19 protein-coding genes and 2 tRNA genes are annotated in these 23,089 nt (G+C 67.3%); 6 read left to right on the top strand and 15 right to left on the bottom strand.

Annotated elements, in window-relative coordinates; genetic code table 11:
• Window positions 1-13: 13 nt before the first annotated feature.
• The 9 genes from rodA to QFZ67_RS26240 form a co-directional block, all read right to left on the bottom strand.
• Window positions 14-1,216 carry a rod shape-determining protein RodA gene (gene rodA / locus QFZ67_RS26280; RefSeq protein WP_307663530.1) on the bottom strand — a complete coding sequence of 401 codons (1,203 nt, stop codon included), beginning with the start codon at window positions 1,214-1,216 and terminating at the stop codon, window positions 14-16.
• 3 nt (window positions 1,217-1,219) lie between these two features.
• Window positions 1,220-3,388, bottom strand: a complete 2,169-nt coding sequence (gene mrdA / locus QFZ67_RS26275) for a penicillin-binding protein 2 (RefSeq protein WP_307663529.1) — start codon at window positions 3,386-3,388, stop codon at window positions 1,220-1,222.
• Between the two features lie 16 nt (window positions 3,389-3,404).
• A complete protein-coding gene (mreD, locus tag QFZ67_RS26270) occupies window positions 3,405-4,082 on the bottom strand; it encodes a rod shape-determining protein MreD (protein WP_307663528.1) in 678 nt (225 codons plus the stop codon).
• Window positions 4,083-4,095: 13 nt separating this feature from the next.
• Window positions 4,096-5,088: a rod shape-determining protein MreC gene (gene mreC, locus QFZ67_RS26265; RefSeq protein WP_307663527.1), complete on the bottom strand. Its 993-nt coding sequence runs from the start codon at window positions 5,086-5,088 to the stop codon at window positions 4,096-4,098.
• A gap of 156 nt (window positions 5,089-5,244) precedes the next feature.
• Window positions 5,245-6,264: a rod shape-determining protein gene (locus QFZ67_RS26260; RefSeq protein ID WP_142218247.1), complete on the bottom strand. Its 1,020-nt coding sequence runs from the start codon at window positions 6,262-6,264 to the stop codon at window positions 5,245-5,247.
• Between the two features lie 253 nt (window positions 6,265-6,517).
• A complete protein-coding gene (gene ndk / locus QFZ67_RS26255; protein ID WP_307663526.1) occupies window positions 6,518-6,931 on the bottom strand; it encodes a nucleoside-diphosphate kinase in 414 nt (137 codons plus the stop codon).
• Window positions 6,932-6,994: 63 nt separating this feature from the next.
• On the bottom strand, window positions 6,995-7,348 hold the full coding sequence (locus QFZ67_RS26250; protein WP_307663525.1) for a DUF4233 domain-containing protein: 354 nt from the start codon (window positions 7,346-7,348) through the stop codon (window positions 6,995-6,997).
• A 6-nt stretch (window positions 7,349-7,354) separates the two neighbouring features.
• Window positions 7,355-8,845 carry a folylpolyglutamate synthase/dihydrofolate synthase family protein gene (locus QFZ67_RS26245; RefSeq protein ID WP_307663524.1) on the bottom strand — a complete coding sequence of 497 codons (1,491 nt, stop codon included), beginning with the start codon at window positions 8,843-8,845 and terminating at the stop codon, window positions 7,355-7,357.
• Between the two features lie 145 nt (window positions 8,846-8,990).
• Window positions 8,991-11,612, bottom strand: a complete 2,622-nt coding sequence (locus QFZ67_RS26240) for a valine--tRNA ligase (RefSeq protein ID WP_307663523.1) — start codon at window positions 11,610-11,612, stop codon at window positions 8,991-8,993.
• A gap of 82 nt (window positions 11,613-11,694) precedes the next feature.
• Here QFZ67_RS26240 and QFZ67_RS26235 point away from each other — a divergent pair, with 82 nt between their 5' ends.
• The 4 genes from QFZ67_RS26235 (at window position 11,695) to QFZ67_RS26220 (ending at window position 16,279) form a co-directional block, all read left to right on the top strand.
• Complete coding sequence (locus QFZ67_RS26235; protein ID WP_307663522.1) at window positions 11,695-12,939, top strand: helix-turn-helix domain-containing protein; 1,245 nt, start codon at window positions 11,695-11,697, stop codon at window positions 12,937-12,939.
• Between the two features lie 122 nt (window positions 12,940-13,061).
• Entirely contained in the window at window positions 13,062-13,466 is a 405-nt protein-coding gene (locus QFZ67_RS26230) for an ATP-binding protein (protein WP_307663521.1), read from the top strand.
• 216 nt (window positions 13,467-13,682) lie between these two features.
• The gene (gene iscB, locus QFZ67_RS26225; protein ID WP_307663520.1) at window positions 13,683-15,233 is read left to right on the top strand and encodes an RNA-guided endonuclease IscB; all 1,551 of its coding nucleotides are present in this window, start codon (window positions 13,683-13,685) and stop codon (window positions 15,231-15,233) included.
• A gap of 80 nt (window positions 15,234-15,313) precedes the next feature.
• Entirely contained in the window at window positions 15,314-16,279 is a 966-nt protein-coding gene (locus QFZ67_RS26220) for a hypothetical protein (RefSeq protein ID WP_307663519.1), read from the top strand.
• 84 nt (window positions 16,280-16,363) lie between these two features.
• On the opposite strand, the gene clpX is transcribed toward QFZ67_RS26220, so the two are convergent.
• The 5 genes from clpX to QFZ67_RS26195 all read right to left on the bottom strand — a co-directional run bounded on the left by clpX (window position 16,364) and on the right by QFZ67_RS26195 (window position 21,067).
• Window positions 16,364-17,656, bottom strand: a complete 1,293-nt coding sequence (clpX, locus tag QFZ67_RS26215) for an ATP-dependent Clp protease ATP-binding subunit ClpX (protein ID WP_307663518.1) — start codon at window positions 17,654-17,656, stop codon at window positions 16,364-16,366.
• Window positions 17,657-17,801: 145 nt separating this feature from the next.
• Window positions 17,802-18,485, bottom strand: a complete 684-nt coding sequence (locus QFZ67_RS26210) for an ATP-dependent Clp protease proteolytic subunit (RefSeq protein WP_307663517.1) — start codon at window positions 18,483-18,485, stop codon at window positions 17,802-17,804.
• A gap of 71 nt (window positions 18,486-18,556) precedes the next feature.
• The gene (locus tag QFZ67_RS26205) at window positions 18,557-19,162 is read right to left on the bottom strand and encodes an ATP-dependent Clp protease proteolytic subunit (protein WP_307665972.1); all 606 of its coding nucleotides are present in this window, start codon (window positions 19,160-19,162) and stop codon (window positions 18,557-18,559) included.
• Between the two features lie 239 nt (window positions 19,163-19,401).
• Window positions 19,402-20,793 carry a trigger factor gene (gene tig, locus QFZ67_RS26200; protein WP_307663516.1) on the bottom strand — a complete coding sequence of 464 codons (1,392 nt, stop codon included), beginning with the start codon at window positions 20,791-20,793 and terminating at the stop codon, window positions 19,402-19,404.
• Between the two features lie 197 nt (window positions 20,794-20,990).
• Window positions 20,991-21,067 (bottom strand) — tRNA-Pro (locus QFZ67_RS26195).
• Window positions 21,068-21,232: 165 nt separating this feature from the next.
• Between QFZ67_RS26195 and QFZ67_RS26190 the strand changes: the two genes are divergently transcribed.
• Both QFZ67_RS26190 and QFZ67_RS26185 read left to right on the top strand, forming a co-directional pair.
• Window positions 21,233-21,306 (top strand) — tRNA-Gly (locus QFZ67_RS26190).
• A 438-nt stretch (window positions 21,307-21,744) separates the two neighbouring features.
• The gene (locus tag QFZ67_RS26185; RefSeq protein ID WP_307663515.1) at window positions 21,745-22,218 is read left to right on the top strand and encodes a cupin domain-containing protein; all 474 of its coding nucleotides are present in this window, start codon (window positions 21,745-21,747) and stop codon (window positions 22,216-22,218) included.
• Window positions 22,219-22,503: 285 nt separating this feature from the next.
• On the opposite strand, the gene QFZ67_RS26180 is transcribed toward QFZ67_RS26185, so the two are convergent.
• Window positions 22,504-22,698: a hypothetical protein gene (locus QFZ67_RS26180; RefSeq protein WP_215097656.1), complete on the bottom strand. Its 195-nt coding sequence runs from the start codon at window positions 22,696-22,698 to the stop codon at window positions 22,504-22,506.
• Between the last annotated feature and the right edge of the window lie 391 nt (window positions 22,699-23,089).

The raw sequence follows: 23,089 nt of genomic DNA, 5'->3' as shown, positions 1-23,089 counted from the left end.
CCCATGTGTTCACCTAGGCAGTTATCGGCCGCTGCACCCGGATCGACTGGAGCAGCCCGATCGCGATCCAGACCGCGAACATCGAGGTGCCTCCGTACGACACGAACGGCAGCGGCAGGCCCGCCACCGGCATGATCCCGAGCGTCATTCCGATGTTCTCGAAGGACTGGAAGGCGAACCAGGCGATGATCCCGGCGGCCACGATCGTGCCGTACAGCTCGGTCGTCTCACGTGCGATGCGGCAGGCGCGCCACAGGATGACGCCGAGCAGCAGCAGGATCAGGCCCGCCCCCAGGAAGCCCAGTTCCTCGCCCGCGACGGTGAATACGAAGTCCGTCTGCTGTTCGGGGACGAACTGGCCGGTCGTCTGGGAGCCCTTGAACAGGCCGGTGCCGGTCAGTCCGCCCGATCCGATCGCGATCCGCGCCTGGTTGGTGTTGTAGCCGACGCCGGCCGGGTCGAGTTCCGGGTTGGCGAACGCCGCGAAGCGGTTGATCTGGTACTCGTCCAGCAGCCCGAGCGCGGTGACCATCACGCCACCGATGACGCCGGCGCCGATCAACCCGAGGATCCAGCGGTTGGAGGCGCCGGAGGCGAGCAGCACGCCGAGCACGATCACCGCCATCACCATCACCGAACCGAGGTCCGGCATCAGCATGACGATCACCATCGGCAGGACCGCGAAGCCCAGGGACTTGGCGACCGTCCGGTGGTCGGGGTGCAGTTGGTCGCCCGCGTCCACGCGCGCGGCCAGCAGCATCGCCATCGCCAGAATGATCGTGATCTTCACGAACTCCGAGGGCTGGAGGGAGAAGCCGCCGCCGATCACGATCCACGCGTGCGCGCCGTTGATGGTCGCGCCGAGCGGCGTGAGCACCAGCAGAACGAGCACCACGGAGAGCCCGTACAGCACCGGGACCGCGCCGCGCAGGGTGCGGTGCCCGAGCCAGATCGTGCCGATCATCAGCGCGAGGCCGATCCCGGTGTTGAGGGCGTGGCGGAAGAAGAAGTAGTACGGGTCGCCCTGGTTGAGCTCGGTGCGGTTGCGGGTCGCCGACCACACCAGCAGCGTGCCCACCAAGGACAGCGCGATCGCGGACAGCAGCAGCGGCCAGTCGAGCTTGCGCACCACGGAGTCGCGGGCGGACAGCCGCGACCACAGGCCACCTCGCTTGGGCCCGTATCCGGAGACGGAGAAGCCATTCGTGCCGGCCATGGCTCAGTCCCTCCGCGCGGGTGCGCCCGCGAGCTGCTGTTCCTCGGCCGGAGGCTCCTCTTCCTCAGGCGCGTACGGCTCGATCTTGGGGGCTTCGATGGAGCCGTCGGGCTCGATCTTCGGCAGCGCCGTCTGCGGCTTGGGCAGCAGGGCCTTCTTCAGGTCCTGGCCGCCCTCCTCGTCGAGTCCGTACATCGCCTCGTAGATCTTGCGCACGGCCGGTCCCGAGGCACCGGATCCGGTACCACCCTGGGCGATCGTCATGATGATCGTGTAGTCCTCGGTGTACGAGACGAACCAGGAGGTCGTCTGCTTGCCGTAGACCTCGGCGGTACCCGTCTTGGCGTGCATCGGGATCTTGTCCTGCGGCCAGCCGCCGAAGCGCCAGGCGGCCGATCCGCGGGTCGTGACTCCCGCGAGGGCTTTGTCTATCTGCGACCGGGTGTCGGCGTCCATGGGCAGCTTGCCGTGGGACTTCGGCTTGATCGCCTGGACCGTCTTGCCGTCCGCGCTGATCACGGCCTTGCCGATGGTGGGGTTGTACAGGGTGCCGCCGTTGGCGATCGCCGCGTAGATCGTGGCCATCTGGATCGGGGTGACGAGGGTGTCGCCCTGACCGATGGAGTAGTTGACGGAGTCACCGGCACGCATCCGGTTGCCTTCGAGGCAGTTCTCGTACGCGATCTTCTCGACGTAGTCGCCGTCCTTCTTGCCCTGCTTGCACCAGCCGTCCTTGTTGGCCTCCCAGAAGCTCTGCTTCCACTGGCGGTCGGGTACACGGCCCCTGACCTCGTTGGGGAGGTCGATGCCGGTCTCCTTGCCGAGACCGAACTGGTGGGCGGTCTTGTAGAACCAGTCGTTGGTGCGCTTCTTGGGCTTGATGCCGCCGTCCTTCTGCCACTCCCGGTGGGCGAGGCCGTAGAAGACGGTGTCGCAGGAGACCTCAAGGGCCCTGCCGAGGCTGATGCTGCCGTAGCCCTTGGACTCGAAGTTCTTGAAGACCTGGCCGCCGACGGAGTACGAGCTTGGGCAGGGGTAGTCGCCGTCGAACGGGTAGCCGGCGTTGACCGCCGCGGTCGAGGAGATGACCTTGAAGATCGAGCCGGGCGCGGCCTGGCCCTGGATCGCGCGGTTCAGCAGCGGGTAGTTGGAGTCCTTGCCGGTGAGCTTGGCGTAGTCCTTGCCGGAGATGCCGCCGACCCAGGAGTTGGGGTCGTACGTCGGCTGCGAGGCCATCGAGACGATCCGGCCGGTCTTGTTCTCCATCACCACGACGGCGCCGGCATCCGCCTTGTACTTCTCGCCGGTGTTCCTGTCGGTCTCCAGGCGGGCGGTCTTCATCGCCCCGTTGAGCTCGTACTCCGCGACCGCCTGGACGCGTGCGTCGATGGAGGTGACGAGGTTCGCGCCGGGCTGGGCCTCGTCCTTGGCTGCCTGGCCGATGACGCGGCCGAGGTTGTCGACCTCGTAGCGGGTGACTCCGGCCTTGCCGCGCAGCTCCTTGTCGTAGGTGCGCTCGATGCCCGAGCGGCCCACCTGGTCGGAGCGGAGGAACGGCGAGTCGGTGTCCTTGGCCTTGGTGATCTCCTCGTCGGTGACGGGCGAGAGATAGCCGAGGACCTGCGCGGTGTTGGCCTTGCCGGGCGCGGTGTAGCGGCGTACGGCGGTGGGCTCGGCGGTGATGCCCGGGAAGTCTTCGGCGCGCTCGCGGATCTGCAGGGCCTGCTGGGTGGTGGCTTCGTCGGTGACCGGGATCGGCTGGTACGGCGAGCCGTTCCAGCAGGGCTGCGGGGTCTTGGCGTCGCAGAGCCTGACCTTGTCCATGACGTCCTTCGGCTTCATGCCGAGGACGCCCGCGAGGCGGGTGAGGACGCCTTTGCCGTCGTCCTTCATCTTCATCAGCTCGGTGCGGGACGCGGAGACGACGAGGCGGGTCTCGTTGTCGGCGAGCGCGATGCCACGGGCGTCGAGGATCGAGCCGCGGACGGCGGGCTGGACGACCTGCTGGACGTGGTTGTTCTTCGCCTCGTCGGTGTACTCCTGCCCGTTGCGGATCTGGAGGTACCAGAGGCGTCCGCCGAGGGTGAGCAGGAGGGAGAAGACAAGTACCTGGATGACGACGAGCCGGATCTGGACCCGGGGGGTCCGCCCGGTCTCCGGAATGTTGCTCACGGTGCTGCCCCCTCGATCACAGTCGCTTGACTCCCTTTATGCGGACGGCCCGCGCTGCCCGCGACCTGGCCGCCTTGACCCGCATTCCGCTGCGCTGCTTGCCGATGCGCAGGCCGGTGCCGGAGGAGAGCCAGCGGGAGGCGGCGTCGCTTCCGCCCGGGCCGCCGCTGCTCTGGCTCTCGGAGAGCGGATTGCTCTCGGCGCGTCTGGCGAGCGCCATGATCAGCGGCACCGTGAAGGGCGCGAGGAGCAGGTCGTACACGGCGGCCGTGAACAGCAGGCTGCCCAGGCCCACATGGCGGGCGGCGGTGTCGCCGACGAGCGCGCCCACACCCGCGTACAGCAGCGTCGAGCCGATGGCGGCCGCGACGACAACGACCATCGGTCCGGTGGCCGACTTGAGCTGGCCGTTGTCGGGGCGCACCAGGCCCGCGAGGTAGCCGATCACGCAGAGCACGAGTGCGTAGCGCCCGGCGGCGTGGTCGGCGGGCGGGGCGAGGTCGGCGAGCAGGCCCGCGCCGAAGCCGATGAAGGCGCCGGCCATGTGCCCGTATACGAGGGCGAGTCCGAGGACGACGAGCAGCAGCAGGTCGGGGACGGCGCCGGGGAGTTGGAGGCGGGCGAGTACGGAGACCTGGATGACGAGGGCGACCACGACGAGTGTCGTGGAGAGCAGCATCCGGTTGAAGCGCATGACGGATCAGCTCCTACTCGTCGTTCTGGTCGTCGGCGTTCGCGTCGGCCGGATCCAGGCCGTCGCCCTGGACCTGCTCGCCGCCCTCGCCGTCCGCGGACGGGGTGACCGTCACCGTGACCGTGGGCGTGGGCTTGGGAGCCGCGGGCTTGGGCGGCAGGACCGTGTCGCGCGGATCGGACCTGGGCGCCACGACGACGACGCCGACGATGTCGAGCTTGGTGAAGCCGACGAACGGGCGGACGTAGATGGTCCGGGTGAGGTCGCCGCCGGAGGGATCGACGCGGATGACCTCACCGACCGGGACGCCGGGCACGAACGGCTTGTCGGCCTGCGAGCCGAAGGTGACGAGCCGGTCGCCCTTCTTGACCTTGGCCTTGCCGTTGAGCAGCTGTACGGAGAGCGGACGGTCGCCCTGACCGGTGGCGAAGCCCAGTTCGTCGGTCTTCTCCATCCGGGTGCCGACCGTGAAGTCCGGGTCGCTGGCGAGCAGTACGGTCGCGGTGTTCGGGCCGACCGTGGTGATCCGGCCGACGAGTCCGTCGCCGTTGAGGACGGTCATATCGCGCTCGATGCCGTCGTTGGAGCCGACGTCGATGGTCACCGTCCAGGAGAAGCCCTGGGCCGCTCCGATGGCGATGACCTCGGCGCCCTTGATGCCGTACTGTCCCGCGCCTGCCTTCTTGAGCATGTTGTCCAGCTCGCGCACCCGGCTGCGGTTGCGGTCGTTGCTGCCGAGCTTCGCCTTCAGCAGCGCGTTCTCGCGCTCCAGTTCGCCGATTCGGTCGTGACGCCGGCCCGAGTCGCGGACGGCTCCGATGGCATTGCCTATCGGGTCGACCGCTGCCGCGACGCCGTTCTCGACGGGTCCGAAGACCGTGGCGGCGGCCTGCCGGGCGCCGTCAACCGGTGACTCCTCGCCTCCGCGGATGTCCACCGTGATCAAAGCGAACGCGATGGCGATCAGCAGCACCAGGAGCAGCCGGCTCTCTCGTGTGTCCCTCACGTGCGACGGCCGTGCCTTCCTCGTAGGAATGTTGATGTCTGTATATCAACGATCCGCCACACGGGTTGGCAGGCACCCGTATGGGGGTTCCCCCACGCCGGGGGGTCCCCCCACGCCCGCCAGGGGCGCAGGGGGAGGAATCCGCATGCCCGTCCGCTATCGGCGGGGCTGGGCGTCCAGGACCTGCTGGAGCGCCTCGAACTCCTCGACGCACTTGCCCGATCCGAGGGCCACCGAGTCCAGCGGATCCTCGGCGATATGGATCGGCATGCCGGTCTCACGGCGCAATCGCTCGTCGAGGCCGCGCAGCAGGGCGCCGCCGCCGGTGAGGACGATGCCTCGGTCCATCACGTCGCCGGACAGCTCCGGCGGGCACTTGTCGAGGGTGGTCTTGACGGCGTCGACGATCGCGTTGACCGGTTCCTCGATCGCCTTGCGGACTTCGGCGGCGGAGATGACCACGGTCTTCGGCAGACCGGAGACGAGGTCACGGCCGCGGATCTCGGTGTGCTCGTCCTTGTCCATGTCGTACGCGGAGCCGATGGTGATCTTGATGTTCTCGGCAGTCCGCTCACCGAGCAGGAGTGAGTACTCCTTCTTGATGTGCTGGATGATCGCGTTGTCCAACTCGTCGCCGGCGACGCGGATGGACTGTGCTGTGACGATTCCGCCGAGTGAGATGACGGCGACTTCGGTGGTGCCACCACCGATGTCGACGACCATATTGCCGGTGGCTTCATGGACCGGGAGTCCGGAGCCGATGGCCGCGGCCATCGGCTCCTCGATGATGTGCACCTGTCGGGCGCCCGCCTGTGTCGACGCCTCGATGACCGCGCGGCGCTCGACTCCCGTGATGCCGGAGGGCACACAGACGACGACGCGCGGACGGGCGAGGTACCGGCGCTTGTGGATCTTCAGGATGAAGTAGCGGAGCATCCGTTCGGTGATCTCGAAGTCGGCGATGACGCCGTCCTTCAGCGGCCGGACGGCAACGATGTTGCCAGGTGTCCGGCCGATCATCTTCTTCGCCTCGGCGCCGACCGCGAGAATGCCGCCCGTGTTGGTGTTGATGGCGACGACGGACGGCTCGTTGAGGACGATCCCCCGGCCCCTGACGTACACCAGCGTGTTGGCGGTCCCGAGGTCGACAGCCATGTCACGGCCGATGAACGACATGTTGTTCCCCATGAGGATGCGTCTGGCCTTCCCAAATCGAGCATTGATGGCTTTTTAGGATGGCGAGGTGGGTGCTGTGGCGTGGAGGCTTCATCGTAGTGCCGCCTGCACGGACACGGCGCGGTGGCCCGCCTCTGTATAGGTGACGAGGTGTCGAAGCGATGCGTTCCCGCAAAGCGCGGTCGTATGCCGAAGGGCGACCGAAATTCCTTCGGTCGCCCCAGGTCATGAGCGCTGTATGGCTGACGGCCAATCAGGAAAGTCCGGGGAAGAAAATCTTGAGTTCCCGAATGGCGGACTCTTCGGAGTCCGAGGCGTGGATGAGGTTCTCCCGGACGATGGTGCCGAAGTCGCCGCGGATGGAGCCGGGCGCCGCGGCGATCGGGTCGGTCGGGCCGGCCAGCGCGCGCACGCCCTCGATGACCCGCTCGCCGTCGACGACCAGCGCGACGACGGGACCCGACGCCATGAACTCGACCAGCGGCTCGTAGAAGGGCTTGCCCTTGTGCTCGCCGTAGTGCTGCTCCAGGGTCTCCTGGTCCAGGGTGCGCAGCTCCAGCGCGCTGATGGTCCAGCCGGCCTTGGCCTCGATCCGGCCGATGATCTCGCCGATCAGGCCGCGGCGTACGGCGTCGGGCTTGAGCAGGACGAGCGTGCGCTGGCTCACGGTACGGGCTCCTTCAGTGCGGATTCAGGAGTTTCGAGGCTACAGGGCCGGAAGGGGCACCGATTACGCAGCGTCAGGCTCTGACGAGGCCTGGGCCGCCCAGCGGGCCTTCGCCTCGTCGATCTTGCGGCCGAAGTGCACCGAGGCCCACCACAGGCCCGCGAAGACCGCCCCGAGGAAGAACATCGTCGGCACCACGAAACCGCTCACGACCAGCGCGATCTGAAGCGCCCAGCCGAGCTGCACCCCGCCGGGGCGGCTGAGCATCCCGCAGAGCAGGACCGAGAGCAGCATGCCGACGCCGCAGACCGTCCAGACCGTCGCCGCCGAAAGGTCGTCGGACTTCATGGCGACAAGACCGGCGAAACCGATCACAAAGAATTCGCCGATCAAGGTGGATGCACAGAGCGTACGCATCAGATGTCAGCCCCTCCCCAGGAGCAGCCGGGCCTCGCCGACCGTGATCACCGAGCCGGTCACCAGGACGCCGGCGCCCGCGAACTCGGACTCCTCCTCGGCAAGCGTGATCGCCGTCTCCAGCGCGTCGTCAAGACGCGGCTCCACGACCACCCGCTCGTCGCCGAAGACCTCGACCGCGACCGCCGCCAGCTCGTCCACGTCCATCGCGCGATGGCTCGAATTCTGAGTGACGACGACCTCAGCGAAGATCGGCTCGAACGCCTCCAGGAAGCCCCGGACGTCCTTGTCGCCGGACGCACCGACCACCCCGATGAGGCGGGAGAAGCCGAAGGACTCGGTGATCCCCGCCGCGCTCGCGCGGGCGCCGGCCGGGTTGTGCGCGGCGTCCAGGACGACCGTCGGGCTGCGGCGCACGACCTCCAGGCGGCCGGGCGAGGCCACCGAGGCGAACGCCTTGCGGATCGTGTCCATGTCCAGCGTGCGGGCCTGCTCGGCGCCGATGCCGAAGAACGCCTCGACCGTGGCAAGCGCCACCGCGGCGTTGTGCGCCTGGTGCGCCCCGTACAGCGGGAGGAAGATCTCTTCGTACTCCCCGCCGAGTCCGCGCAGCGTCACCAGCTGGCCGCCCACCGCGACCTCGCGGGAGACAACGCCGAACTCCATGCCCTCGCGGGCGACCGTGGCGTCGACCTCGACGGCCTTCTTCAGCATCACCTGCGCGGCGTCCACCGGCTGCTGCGCCATGATGACCGTCGCGCCCTCCTTGATGACGCCGGCCTTCTCGACGGCGATCTCGGCGGGGGTGGAGCCGAGCCGGTCGGTGTGGTCCAGGTCGATGGGCGTGACGACGGCGACGGAGGCGTCAATGACGTTCGTCGCGTCCCAACTGCCGCCCATACCGACCTCGACGACCGCCACATCCACGGGCGCGTCGGCGAAGGCGGCGTACGCCATGCCGGTCAGCACCTCGAAGAAGGAGAGCCGGAACTCCTGAGCCGCGTCGACCATTTCGATGTACGGCTTGATGTCGTTGTACGTCTCGATGAAGCGCTCGGCCTCGATCGCGGCGCCGTCCAGGCTGATCCGCTCGGTGACCGACTGGACATGCGGCGAGGTGTAGCGGCCGGTGCGCAGATCGAAGGCGCCAAGCAGGGCCTCGATCATGCGGGCCGTGGAGGTCTTGCCGTTCGTACCGGTGATGTGGATCGACGGGTACGCGCGCTGGGGCTCGCCCAGCACATCCATCAGCGCCGCGATACGGGCGACCGAGGGCTCCAGCTTGGTCTCACCCCAGCGCCCGGCGAGCTCCTGCTCCACCGCGCGCAGCGCCTTGTCCACCTCCGGGTCGGCGGGCCGGACGGGCACGGGGTCACCCTGGGGCGACCCGGCCTGCGCGCGCAGGGTACGGCTACCGGCCTCGATCACCGCCAGGTCGGGGTCACGGTCGGTCTCTGCGTCGACGATCTCGTCGAAAGGGTCGGGCTGCTCACTCACAGGGCCAGTCTACGGAGGAGCAGTGACAGGACGTTCACCCCGCCCTTTTCGGGACGTTCGGAACGGGGCGTGAACGGGGTTTTACGCCGCGAGAGGCCCGGGGGGGGGGAACCCCGGGGCCTCTCGCGGACGACTCGTGTACGGGCTACGCCTCCGGCAGCCGGTCCAACTGCGCGGTGATCCGCGCGATGTCCTCCTCCGCCTTGGCCAGGCGGGTGCGGATCTTCTCGACCACGTTGTCCGGCGCCTTCGCGAGGAACGCCTCGTTGCCGAGCTTGCCCGTCGCCTGCGCCTTCTCCTTCTCCGCCGCGGCCAGGTCCTTCGCCAGCCGCTTGCGCTCCGCGGCGACGTCGATAGTGCCCGACAGGTCGAGCGCAACCGTGGCCCCCGCGACCGGGAGCGTCGCCGTGGCGCTGAAGCCCTCGCCCTCCGGCTGCAGACGCAGCAGCTGGCGGATGGCGGCCTCGTGCGGCGCCAGCGCGGTGCCGTCCAGGGTGAGCCGGGCCGGGACCTTCTGGCCGGGCTGCAGGCCCTGGTCGGAGCGGAACCTGCGGACCTCGGTGACGACCCGCTGGACCAGCTCGATCTCCTGCTCGGCGGCCTTGTCCCGGAAGCCGCTGTCGGCCGGCCAGTCGGCGATGACGACGGACTCCTTGCCGGTGAGCGTGGTCCACAGCGTCTCGGTGACGAAGGGGACGATCGGGTGCAGCAGCCGCAGCGTGACGTCGAGGACCTCTCCGAGGACGCGCGCCGAGACCTTCGCCGCCTCGCCGCCCGCGAAGTAGGTCGTCTTGGACAGCTCGACGTACCAGTCGAAGACCTCGTCCCACGCGAAGTGGTAGAGGGAGTCGGCGAGCTTCGCGAACTGGTAGTCGTCGTAGTACGCGTCGACCTCGGCGACCACCGCGTTGAGCCGGGAGAGGATCCACCGGTCAGTCGCCGACATCTGCGCCGGGTCGGGCAGTTCGCCCTCCACCGTCGCGCCGTTCATCAGCGCGAAGCGGGTCGCGTTCCAGATCTTGTTGGCGAAGTTACGGGACGCCTTGACCCAGTCCTCGCCGATCGGCACGTCCGCACCGGGGTTGGCGCCGTTGGCCAGCGTGAAGCGGACGGCGTCCGAGCCGTACGCGTCCATCCAGTCCAGCGGATCGACCGAGTTGGGGTTGGACTTCGACATCTTCTTGCCGAACTCGTCACGGACGAGACCGGTCAGCGCGATCGTGTGGAAGGGGGGCTCCCCGTCCATCGCGTACAGACCGAACATCATCATCCGGGCGACCCAGAAGAAGATGATGTCGTGCCCGGTGAGCAGGACGTCGGTCGCGTAGAACTTCTCCAGGTCCGGAGTCTTCTCCGGCCAGCCCAGCGTGGAGAACGGCCACAGGCCGGACGAGAACCAGGTGTCCAGGACATCGCTGTCCTGCGTCCAGCCCTCACCCGTGGGCGGCTGCTCGTCGGGTCCGACACAGACGACCTCGCCGTTCGGGCCGTACCAGACCGGGATCCGGTGACCCCACCACAGCTGGCGCGAGATGCACCAGTCGTGCATGTTGTCGACCCAGTCGAAGTAGCGCTTCGACATGTCCTGCGGGTGGATCTTGACCCGGCCGTCGCGCACCGCGTCACCGGCGGCCTGCGCGAGCGGACCGACCTTGACCCACCACTGGAGGGACAGCCGCGGCTCGATGGTGGTCTTGCAGCGGGAGCAGTGCCCGACGGAGTGGACGTACGGCCGCTTCTCGGCGACGATCCGGCCCTGCTGGCGCAGCGCCTCGACGATGGTGGAGCGCGCCTCGAACCGGTCGAGTCCCTGGAACGGCCCGTGGACCGTGATGACACCGCGCTCGTCCATGACGGTCATCGACTCGAGCCCGTGCCGCTGCCCGATGGCGAAGTCGTTCGGGTCGTGCGCCGGCGTCACCTTGACGGCGCCGGTACCGAATTCCGGGTCGACATGCGTGTCGGCGACGACGGGGATCGTACGGTCGGTCAGCGGCAGCTTGATCCGCTTGCCGATCAGGTGCGCGTACCGCTCGTCGTCGGGGTGGACGGCGACGGCCGTGTCACCGAGCATCGTCTCGGCGCGGGTCGTGGCGACGACGAGGGTCTCGTCGCCTTCGCCGTACTTGATCGAGACCAACTCGCCGTTGTCGTCCTGGTAGTCCACCTCGATGTCGGAGATGGCCGTCAGACAGCGCGGGCACCAGTTGATGATGCGCTCGGCGCGGTAGATCAGCTCGTCGTCGTACAGCTTCTTGAAGATGGTCTGGACGGCCCTGGACAGCCCTTCGTCCATGGTGAAGCGCTCGCGGCTCCAGTCGACGCCGTCGCCGAGACGGCGCATCTGGCCGAGGATCTTGCCGCCGTACTCTTCCTTCCACTGCCAGACGCGCTCGACGAACTCCTCGCGCCCCAGGTCCTGGCGGGACTTGCCCTCCTCGGCGAGCTGCTGCTCGACCTTGTTCTGGGTGGCGATTCCGGCGTGGTCCATGCCGGGCAGCCAGAGCGCCTCGTACCCCTGCATCCGCTTACGGCGGGTGAGGGCGTCCATGAGCGTGTGCTGGAAGGCATGCCCGAGGTGCAGGCTGCCGGTGACGTTCGGCGGCGGGATGACGATGGTGTACGGCGGCTTCTCGCTCTTGGGGTCCGCCGTGAAGTAACCGCGCTCTACCCAGCGCTCATAGAGCTTCCCCTCTACCTCGGCCGGCGCGTACTGGGTCGGCAGTTCGGGGTTGCTGGCTGGCTGCTGCTGAGCGTTCTCGGTCACGGGCTCAGTTTAGAGGGGCGGCCACCCTACTTTCGAACCCGATATCGCGACCCAGCTCACCCCGGCGACCACGCGGCGTAACGTGATTGTCGGCACACTCCCTATCCCGGCGGGCAGGGCGATGGCGGCGACGATCGGTGATCGGCTGGGCGAACTGCGGCTGCGCCGCGGCCTGACCCAAGAAGGCCTGGCTGAGAAGGCCCAGCTCAGCATCGACACTGTGCGCAAGCTGGAACAGAACCAGCGGCTGACAGCCCGGATGGGCACTCTGAACAGCCTTGCGCGTGCGTTGGACGTCGAGACATCAGTGCTGCTCGGCGCCCCAGCGGTGCTCGCTTCATCCAACGGAAGCGAGCCGCCGAGCCTCCTCGCACTCCGGCAAGCGGTGACGCCCCTGTCCGACTTCCCCGGCTTGGGAAGTGAGGAAGACACGCCGCCCCCTACTGTGGCTCAGCTCCGCGTCAGCATCCGCAGCACTGAACAGATCCGTAGGCGCGGGGAACTGACAAAGATCACCGCGTTACTGCCCGTGCTCCTCGCGGATGCCCGTGCCGCGGTGCGTCAGTACACGGGAGACGACCGCGCGGCCGCCTACGCCGTACTCGCCGAGGCATATCAAGTAGCAGCCACCACACTGACAGCCTTCGGCAAGGAAGACGCCGCATACACGGCCATCGAGCGCTCGATGACGGCCGCACGGCAGTCCGATGACCCACGGTTGGAGATCATCGGAGTCTCATCACTTTCCTGGATCTTCTCCAAGCAGGGCCGTCTCTCCGATGCCGAGCAAGTGGCCGTGCGGATGGCGGAGCGCATCGAGCCCGGCTTCCGGTCCGCCCCCATCGACCTCTCAGTCTGGGGAATTCTGCTTCTGCGCGGAGCGACAGCAGCGGTACGCGCCGGACGCAACGACAGCGCTGAAGAGCTGCTGTCTCTCGCTGCTGCGGCTGCGGCGAGGGTCGGGAGCGACCGTCTCGATTACGCCACACCCTTCGGCCCCACGAATGCGGGGGTCGCCGCGGTGAATGCCCTCGTCGACATGGGCAAGCCGGACAAGGCGCTGAGCCACGCGAGGCGCATTCCCGACCTGTCGACGCTGCCTCCCACTTGGCTCGCCCGCCACCACGTCGACCGTGCGATGGCGCACGCCGAGCTGCGCCACGACGACCGAGCCACCCGCACCCTGCTCGTCGCCGAGCAGATTGCCCCTGAGTGGATGCGCTATCACTCCTCCTCCCGGCACCTCGTGGCCGAGTTGCGGGAACGAGAACTGCGCCGGTCCTCCCCTATCAGAGAACTGGCCATTCGCCTCGAACTCGAAGACTGAAAGGAAGTAGGGCGCACTGTCCTACTGGATTCCACCAGTCGCACGTCCTGACCCTGGGCCTCACTCCTGTCCCGTCGCACTGTTTACACGAAACGACCGACGGACTTCGGACGGTGGCACCCATGGAAGACATGCCCCAGCAGCTCATCGTGCGGCGATGGACCCGGCACCCCAGATGTGTTGGCCTGGCGCGTACAGAGCTGCAACAGGCCTTGTGCAGATGGGGCCTGGGGGTGATCGAGGACTCAGCACTGCTGATCCTCTCGGAACTGGTCACCAATGCCGTGGTCCACGCCCGCGTTCCCAGGGAGAGGCAGATCGAGACGCGCTTCGAGCGCGAAAACAAAGGGGTCCGGATCGAGGTGCACGATGCGTCCGACGAGCAGCCCATTCTGTGTCCGCAGACTGCCGATTCGGAGGGCGGTCGGGGGCTGACTCTGGTCGAGGCGATGGCTGACGAGTGGGCTGTGAGTAAACGGAACGGACCGGGCAAAGTGGTCTGGGCTGTGCTGAGGCTGCCCGGCTGATCCGAGTGGTCCCGCCACAGTTCAGTACGAATTGCCTGGATGTTTGGTAACGGTGTGAACCCCGCCGCCCCACGGCTCGCCCGCTTCCGTCAAGATGTTCGGAACGCATAAGCGTTCAGAGGGGAACCCAGTAGTCACACGCTCCCCGGCCGCAAGCTGGGCTCATCAGCCACGTGTGACCAGACCAAGCCATCACGCACGGGGGAGGTGACCTTGATGGCTACGTTCGCTGTAGGACAGCAGACCGACCGAGCTGTGCTTCCTCAGCAGCTCGCTCTCGAATTCGCGTCAGCAGACACCCCGGGGAGCAGGGACGAAACGGGACGCGGACGCCGCAGGGCACCCGGCAGCGGACATCGTCGAGGGGAGACATCCGGTGGTTCACCTGCCGTCGGATGCGTCACCCCCACCCCTCGGGGTGGGGAGCGGAGCCGTGAGGCTCACCCTGTCGTATTTGTTCTCGACAAACACGGTCGACCACTGCAGCCCACCAGCGCCTCCAGGGCACGAAAGCTGCTGAAGCAGGGCCGGGCAGCGGTTCACCGGCATGCCCCCTTCGTCATCCGTCTCAGGGACCGCACCGTCGCCAAGTCCTCGGTGGACGGGGTGGAGCTGGGGATCGACCCCGGCAGCAAGCGCACCGGCCTCGCAGTCTTCACACCAGCAGGGGGAGAAACCGGGGTCATCAGGCGCGGTCTGTACGCGATCGAGCTCAACCACCGAGGCAGCCGGATCCGCGAATCTCTCGCCCGGCGCGCCGCCTACCGTCGGCGCCGACGATCACGAAATCTGCGCTATCGCGCACCGCGCTTCAACAACCGAACCCGGCCTGACGGTTGGCTGGCACCATCGCTTCGCCACCGCGTCGTGACCACGATGGCGTGGGTGGGTCGGCTGGCGCGATGGGCCCCCATCAAAGCAGTCCATGTCGAGCGGGTGGCATTCGATACCCATGTGCTGTCCAAGGGCAGAGATCTGTCGCGTGAGGAATACCAGCACGGCACTCTGCACGGGACGGAGGTCCGTGAGTATCTGCTCGCCAAGTGGAGCCGCGCTTGCGCATACTGCGGCGCGACCGGCGTGCCACTGAACATCGATCACATCCGTCCGAAGTCAAAGGGTGGCTCCGACCGCATCTCCAACCTCACCCTCGCGTGCATCCCTTGCAACGAGAGCAAGAGCAGCCAGGCTATCGAGGAGTTCCTATCCGGCCGGCCAAATGTGCTCGCGAAGATCATCACTCAGGCCAAAGCCCCTCTTTCGTGCGCCGCCGCTGTCAATGCCACGCGCTCGGCGCTGACGCGCGCCCTGGGCATCTCCTTCCCCGTGGTGCGTACTGCGTCCGGCGGACGGACCAAGTGGAACCGCACGCGTAACGGCCTGCCCAAGACTCACAGCCTCGACGCTTTGTGTGTGGGCTCTTTCGACGCCGTACGGCAGTACCCCCGCACCGTCCTGGCTGTGGCGGCGACCGGGCGCGGGACGTACGCCCGTACCCGTGCCGACAGATACGGCTTTCCTCGCCTGCGACTGCCACGGCAGAAACACTTCTTCGGATTCGCTACCGGCGACTACGCGCGCGCCTCTGTTCCCTCCGGTGTTCGCGCAGGTACGCACATCGGGAGACTCGCCGTCCGGTCCACCGGTAGCTTCAACATCCGCACCCGGCACGGTCTCGTCCAGGGGGTCCACCACCGGCATATCCGCCTCCTCCAACGGGCGGACGGCTATGCCTACATGACGCGTACCGAGGGGTCGGAACCCTGATCCAGTTTGGCCACACGCGCCGCACCGGCGAGTATCCTCCCCGGCCCGAACGCCGGATTATCCATGCAAGGAGATCTTGAATGAGTTACAACCAGCCGGGCCCGTACGGCGGCCAGCCTCAGCAGCCCGGACCGTACGGTCAGCCGGGTCCCTACGGCCAGCAGCCGCCGCAGGCCCCGCAGCCCGGCTACGGGTACCCGCAGCAGCCTCCGCAGCCGCAGCCCGGCTACCCGCAGCAGGCCCCGCAGGGCGTCCCGCCGCAGCAGGATCAGTGGGGCCAGCCCCAGCAGCCGGGCCCGTACGGCCAGCAGCCCCAGTACCCCGGCCAGGTTCCGCCCCCGCCGCCCGCGCCGAAGAAGAAGACGGGCCTGATCATCGGTGCGGTGGTCGTGGCGCTCGCGGTGATCGGCGGCGGCGCGTTCTACCTGCTGGGCGGTGGCGGCAACAGTGACGTCGCGGACGACACCAAGGGGTACAAGCTCACGCCGGCGGCTTCGGTCGACGAGTACAAGAAGAACGGCGCCGAGAAGTCGAAGCCCTCGACCGGCAAGGACAAGAAGGAGGCTGAGGCACTCGGGATCAAGAACCCGACCGAGGTGGCCGTCTCCTACAAGGCCGGCGACGCGAGCGATCCGCTCAAGGGCGGCAAGGTTCTCACCCTCGGCGGTGTGTGGGGAGATGTCACCGACCCGGAGAAGGCGGTCGACGGCTACTTCACGAGCATCAAGAAGGACGACGAGGAGGACAAGGACGTCGACGTCGAACTCATCGGCAGTCCCACCTCGGTCACGCCCTCCGGCTTCGAGGGCGCCCTGATGAAGTGCCAGAACGCCAAGCTCAAGAACACGAGTGACTCCGGCTCGTCGGCCACGGGTCCGAAGGAGATGGAGATCCCGATCTGCGTCTGGGCCGACTACAGCACCATCGCCTCGGTCAACGTCATCGACGTGGCGCAGATGCTGGGCAAGGGCGGCAAGGCACTGTCGCAGGACCAGGTCGCCGAGCTTGCCGCAAAGCTCTACAAGACCTCGCGCACCAAGGTCTGATCTCCCTAAGGCCCAACTGAAAGGGGCGCCCGGCCAGTTGACTGGCCGGGCGCCCCTTTCGTGCAGCTGATTCGTGTGGCTGAGTTACGCCGACTTCTCGTGACGCCCGTCGTTCTTCACGATCCGCGGCTCCCGCGGCACCAGCGTCGGGTTCACGTTGTTGTGGACGACATCCGACGTGATGACCACGCGGGCGACGTCCTTGCGGGACGGCACCTCGTACATCACCGACATCAGGACCTCTTCCATGATGGCCCGCAGGCCACGCGCGCCGGTGCCGCGCAGGATCGCCTGGTCGGCGATCGCCTCCAGCGCCGGGAGGTCGAAGTCCAGCTCCACGCCGTCCAGTTCGAACAGGCGCTGGTACTGCTTCACCAGTGCGTTGCGCGGCTCGACCAGGATCTTGAGCAGGGCCTCGCGGTCCAGGTTGTGGACCGAGGTGATGACCGGGAGGCGGCCGATGAACTCCGGGATCATCCCGAACTTCACCAGGTCCTCCGGCATGACCTCCTGGAACTGGTCGCTCGCCTCGATCTCGCGCTTGGAGCGGATCGTCGCGCCGAAGCCGATGCCCTTCGCGCCCGCCCGCGACTCGATGATCTTCTCCAGGCCGGCGAAGGCGCCGCCCACGATGAACAGCACGTTCGTCGTGTCGATCTGGATGAACTCCTGGTGCGGATGCTTCCGGCCGCCCTGCGGGGGGACGGAGGCAGTCGTGCCTTCCAGGATCTTCAGCAGGGCCTGCTGGACGCCCTCGCCCGACACATCCCGGGTGATCGACGGGTTCTCGCTCTTGCGGGCGACCTTGTCGATCTCGTCGATGTAGATGATCCCGGTCTCGGCCTTCTTGACGTCGTAGTCGGCCGCCTGGATGAGCTTCAGCAGGATGTTCTCGACGTCCTCGCCGACGTACCCCGCCTCCGTCAGCGCCGTCGCGTCGGCGATGGCGAACGGGACGTTGAGCATCCGGGCCAGGGTCTGGGCGAGCAGCGTCTTGCCGGACCCGGTCGGGCCGAGCAACAGGATGTTCGACTTGGCCAGTTCGATCGCGTCGTCCCGGCCCGCCCCGCCGCCGTTCTCGCCGGCCTGGACGCGCTTGTAGTGGTTGTACACCGCTACCGAGAGGGCCTTCTTCGCGGGCTCCTGCCCGACGACGTACCCCTCGAGGAACTCGTAGATCTCGCGCGGCTTGGGCAGTTCCTCCCACCGCACCTCGGAGGTCTCGGCGAGCTCCTCCTCGATAATCTCGTTACAGAGGTCGATGCACTCGTCGCAGATGTACACACCGGGGCCTGCAATGAGCTTCTTCACCTGCTTCTGGCTCTTACCGCAGAACGAGCACTTGAGCAGGTCGCCGCCATCACCGATGCGTGCCACGAGGTGCTTCCCCTTCGCCTGGGAGCAGCTTGGTTCAGCCAGCTCCTGGTGCCTCATATCCGACGGTACCTTGCCGGGCCCCCCGTTCGGGCCCCCCTTGGCGCGGTTCACATTGTCGTGCACCACGCCAAGGGCGCCGGTCCGGTCAGGCGGCCGCTGCGGCCGTGCTCTTACGGGTCGAGACGATCTGGTCGACGAGGCCGTACGCAAGGGCGTCCTCGGCGGTCAGGATCTTGTCACGCTCGATGTCGTCACGGATCTTCTCGATCGGCGTGGTGGAGTGCTTGGCCAGCATCTCCTCCAGCTGCGTACGCATCCGCAGGATCTCATTGGCCGCGATCTCCAGGTCGGAGAGCTGCTCACGGCCGGTCTGCGAGGACGGCTGGTGGATCAGCACGCGGGCGTTCGGCAGGGCCATCCGCTTGCCGGGGGTACCGGCGGCGAGCAGCACGGCCGCGGCGGAGGCCGCCTGGCCCATGCAGACCGTCTGGATGTCCGGCTTCACGAACTGCATCGTGTCGTAGATCGCGGTCAGCGCGGTGAAGGAGCCACCCGGGCTGTTGATGTAGATCGAGATGTCACGGTCCGGGTCCATCGACTCCAGGCACAGCAGCTGCGCCATGACGTCGTTGGCGGAAGCGTCGTCGATCTGCACGCCGAGGAAGATCACGCGCTCCTCGAAGAGCTTCGCATACGGGTCGTACTCGCGCACGCCCTGCGAGGTGCGCTCGACGAAGCGCGGGACGACGTAGCGGTTGTCCACCTGCGGGCCGGTGTAGAGGCCGCTGGCGGAGGCGCCGGGGAAGTAACTCATGTCGGTGTTCACCATCCTGGTGGCGTTCTGTGGGCTGGGGTGGCCGGGGCGCGGACTGCCTGGCTCAGGAGCTCGGAGCTCAGGGCTCAGGCGCCGGTGCCGCCGCCGCCCGGAACGCCCGATGCGGCGGAGATAATCTCGTCGATGAGGCCGTACTCCTTGGCCTCCTCGGAGGTGAACCAGCGGTCGCGGTCGCCGTCGCGGATGATCGTCTCCACGCTCTGGCCGGAGTGCTGGGCGGTGATCTCCGCCATGCGCTTCTTCGTACGGAGCAGGTACTCGGCCTGGATCTTGATGTCCGAGGCGGTGCCGCCGAGGCCGGCCGAACCCTGGTGCATGAGGATGTCGGTGTTGGGGAGCGCGAAGCGCTTTCCGGAGGCGCCGCCGGTCAGCAGGAACTGACCCATCGAGGCCGCCATGCCCATGGCGATGGTTACCACGTCGTTCGGGACGAACTGCATGGTGTCGTAAACCGCCATGCCTGCCGTCACCGAGCCGCCGGGGCTGTTGATGTAGAGGTAAATGTCCTTGTCGGGGTCGGCGGCAAGGAGCAGCATCTGCGCCGTGATCTTGTTGGCGATGTCATCGTCGACCTGCTGGCCGAGGAAGATGATGCGCTCGCCGAGCAGCCGGCTGTAGACCTGGTCGCCGAGGCCACCACCGATGGACGGCTCACCCGCGGCGTAAGGCATCAGATTCGTCACGTATCCACCTGCTCGTCTCTGACGGCTGCGGCCGTCTCAGCGTCTTCGTACTGGGAGCGGGACTCCCCTGCCCTCGTATTCATGGACCCTAACGCGCAGGTGGGACAACGCCATCCCGGTTCCCGAACTGTTCGCTCGGAGCGCAAGGTGCCGAGGGGCACAGCAGTACGACTCGGGCCCCGGGCGCAGGGTGCGTCCGGGGCCCGGCGTAGGGGTCAGCGCGAGGCTCAGGCCTCGGTCTTCTCCGTGTCCCCGTCACCCTCGGCGGCGGCCTCGACCGTCTCGGCGGCGGTCTCGGCCTCGTCCTCGTCGTCCTCGAGTTCGACGGCCTCACCGTTGGTGTCGATGACCTTGACGGACTCGACGACCACGGCGAGCGCCTTGCCGCGGGCGACCTCGCCCACGAGCATCGGCACCTGGCCGCCTTCGACGACCGCCTGGGCGAACTGGTCGGGGCTCATGCCGGAGGAGGCAGCACGCCGCATGAGGTGCTCGGTGAGCTCCTCCTGGTTGACGTTCAGCTTCTCCTTGTTGACCAGCTCGTCGAGGATGAACTGGGTCTTGATGCCCTTGACCGCCTGCTCCTTGGTCTCGGCATCGAACTCTTCCTCGGTCTTGCCCTGGATCTCCAGGTACTTGGCGAGGTCGAGGCCCATCTGGGCGAGCTGGTGGTTCACCAGGTTGTGCTTACGGGTGTTGACCTCGTCCTCGAGGAGCTTCTCGGGGATCGGCACCTCGGCCAGCTTCAGCAGCTCGTCCAGGACGCGCTCCTGGGCCTGGGTGGCCTGGTCGTACTGCTTCATGTTCTCGAGGCGCTTGCGGCTGTCCGCCTTCAGCTCCTCGAGGGTGTCGAACTCGCTCGCCATCTGAGCGAAGTCGTCGTCGAGCTCGGGGAGTTCGCGCGCGGCGACGGCGGTGACCTTGACGGTGACCTCGGCCGCCTTGCCCTCGGCGCTGCCGCCCTTGAGCTCGGAGGTGAAGGTGGCCTCGCCGCCGGCCTCCAGGCCGGTGACGGCCTCGTCGATGCCGTCGAGCAGCTCGCCGGAGCCGATCGTGTACTGGACGGCGCTCGCGACGCCGTCCTCCAGGACCTCGCCGTCGACCTTGGCCTCGAGGTCGATCGTCACGACGTCGCCCTCGGCGGCGGCGCGCTCGACCGGGTTGGTGGAGGCGAAGCGCTCGCGCAGCTGCTCAACCGACTTCTCGACGTCCTCGTCGCTGACCTCGACGGCGTCGACGGTGACCTCGATGCCGGAGTAGTCCGGGATCTCGATGGCCGGGCGGATGTCGACCTCGGCGGTGAAGGCGAGCGTCTCGCCGTCCTTCAGCTCCGTGATGTCGACGTCGGGCTGGCCGAGCGGGTTGACCGCGGCCTCGTTGACCGCCTCGGTGTAGAACTTCGGGAGGGCGTCGTTGACCGCCTCCTCCAGCACCGCACCACGGCCGAACCGCTGGTCGATCACTCGGGCCGGGATCTTGCCCTTACGGAAGCCCTTGACCGTGACCTGCTGGTTGATCTTCTTGTACGCCGCGTCGAGGCTGTCCTTGAGCTCCTCGAAGGGCACCTCGACAGTGAGCCGAACCCGAGTCGGGTTCAGGGTCTCCACGGCGCTCTTCACGGTTCGGTCTCCTTGGTGGCTGATTCTGGGGTTCTGCTGCGTCCGCCGCACTGGAGGCGGCTCAGCGGATCGGCCCGGCTCTCCGTCCCACTCGCCGGCTGTTCGTCGGACGCGTCGGACACACGGGCACGCAGTTTGCATAGTAGCCGCAAGGAGGATGAGCCCCACAATGCGATCTTGAAGGGCGATCGTGCTGATGGTCGGGGTGGCCGGATTCGAACCGACGACCTTCCGCTCCCAAAGCGGACGCGCTACCAAGCTGCGCCACACCCCGTCGGTGCGACACGTAGGGTACATGCCCGCAGGCCATGCGGCTGCCGCATTCTCCGTGAGGCTTTCAGGGAGGCGTTGCGGGCGGAATGGGGTGTGCGGCACCCGCCCCGGACCCGCTACGATGCTCTTCGTAACCGCGGCCCTCGTGACCTGCGGTGCGATGCTTGCGGGCGTAGCTCAATGGTAGAGCCCTAGTCTTCCAAACTAGCTACGCGGGTTCGATTCCCGTCGCCCGCTCCAAACGGCTCCGGCCCAGGTAAGAGGTCGCCGCTCTCCGGGCGCAACGAGTTGTCGTCGTACTGCCGTCGCTCGCCGATCTTCCGGTGTGCGTACCCCGTCCGCGTCAGCCAAGCCCGCCGACTCTTGCGCTCCAGTAGAAACCTTCTCTACGGGTTCAAGGCGGCTCGCTCCGCTCGCCGCGCGCTCCCCGGCTCACCGCCGGGGACGACGCTCCTGTCTCCGCCCCGCTCCGTCCCCGGCTACGCCGGTCGCGCGGCTAGAGCGAGCCATCTTGGCCAAGGCGAAAACGGCCGGCTCGGGGCTGGGGCGGTCGGCTCCACGGTCCGGGCTGGTCATGCCGGACGTGCGACACACGCGCGCAAGCACCCGGACGGCGGCCTTCGGTCGGCGAGCCGCTGGGAACACCTCGGGAGGTCCACCGAGGAAAGGAGCGACCCCATGGCGAACAACGCCCACGTGCGCCACAGCGGTGACGGGGAGGCATTCTGGATGCTGAACGGTTTCTACGAGGTCAAGGCGTCGAGCGACGAGACCAATGGCTCGATGACCGTCATGGAGATGACCGTTCCGGTGGGTGGTGGCCCACCGCCCCACACTCACCCTGGGACCGAGAGCGTCTACGTCATCGAGGGGACGCTGCGCTATCACATCGGAGGCAAGACGGTCGAAGGCGGACCCGGGTCCTTCTTCCATATCCCTGAGGGCACATTGGAGCGGTTCGAGCCCACCAGCACGGTGCGGATGCTGATCACCTACACGCCGGGCGGTATCGACAAATTCTTCGCCGAGGCGGGTGAACCCGCTCAGCGACGGGAGCTGCCGCCCCAGTCGGACACGCCGCCTGACGTTGATCGCATCATCGAGATCGGTAAGCGGCACGGAATTCAGATGCAGCCGATGCCTAACGCCTAGCCTGTCCCAGGCGGCGGGGGCGCAGCTACCAGCGGGACGCGGGAGAAGGCACGTGTGCCCCCTGCGTGCCCGATGCGGCAGCGAGTGGCGGGGAACAACGGGGGACGTCAGCGAGCCCTCCAGGAACGCGCAGGTCAGCGTCTTGTCAGGTCAGGCCCCACCCGGTTACGCGATCTTCCAAACTAGCTACGCGGGTTCGATTCCCGTCGCCCGCTCTCTTCAGGCCTCAGGCCCGGCTCGGTTGCTGTTCAACCGAGCCGGGCCTGAGGCGTTTCCAGCTCCAGGTCAGAAGTTGATCTGGTTGATGGTGTCGGCTATCGAGTCGAGGAACCTGTTGATCGACGGCGCCATGCCCGTCGAGGCGAGGAAGAAGCCGAACAGCACCGCGACTATCGCGGGTCCGGCCTTGATGGAGCCGCCGCGGATCAACACCACGAGGATGATCGCCAACAGAAGCACCACAGACAGCGAAATGGCCACAACTGATCACACCCCTGGGTCGGTCCGCCTTGCCGGCCTGGGAGCGTGCGGCCCAGCACACCCCCCGCCTTGACCATCGTGCCACCAACAGCCCTGTACATGCTGCCCGCTGACGAATCATCGATGACGGGATCGCGCCATTCGCGCGCCCGCGCGCGCCAGGGGCGAAGGGGCGACTCGGCCGCCGGGGTGAAATGCGGGAAGGAATTCGGCCTGATCGTTGCCATGCCCCCACACGTCGCACACGAGAAATTCGAAGGTGGTCGGTGAGGAAATTCACGTGGTCACATGAACGTGACGATATGCCCCATTTAAGGGGGATTAATTGGGGCATAGTGGTCGGTTGGTGGCCGTTTCAGATTCGAATGGGGCGCGTCCGTAGAGGGTTTTA

Origin of the sequence: Streptomyces sp. V1I1, assembly GCF_030817355.1 — a bacterium.
GTDB lineage: Bacteria > Actinomycetota > Actinomycetes > Streptomycetales > Streptomycetaceae > Streptomyces.
The sequence above is the reverse complement of the archived record's forward strand: the minus strand, read 5'-3'. Positions and strand labels throughout refer to the sequence as shown.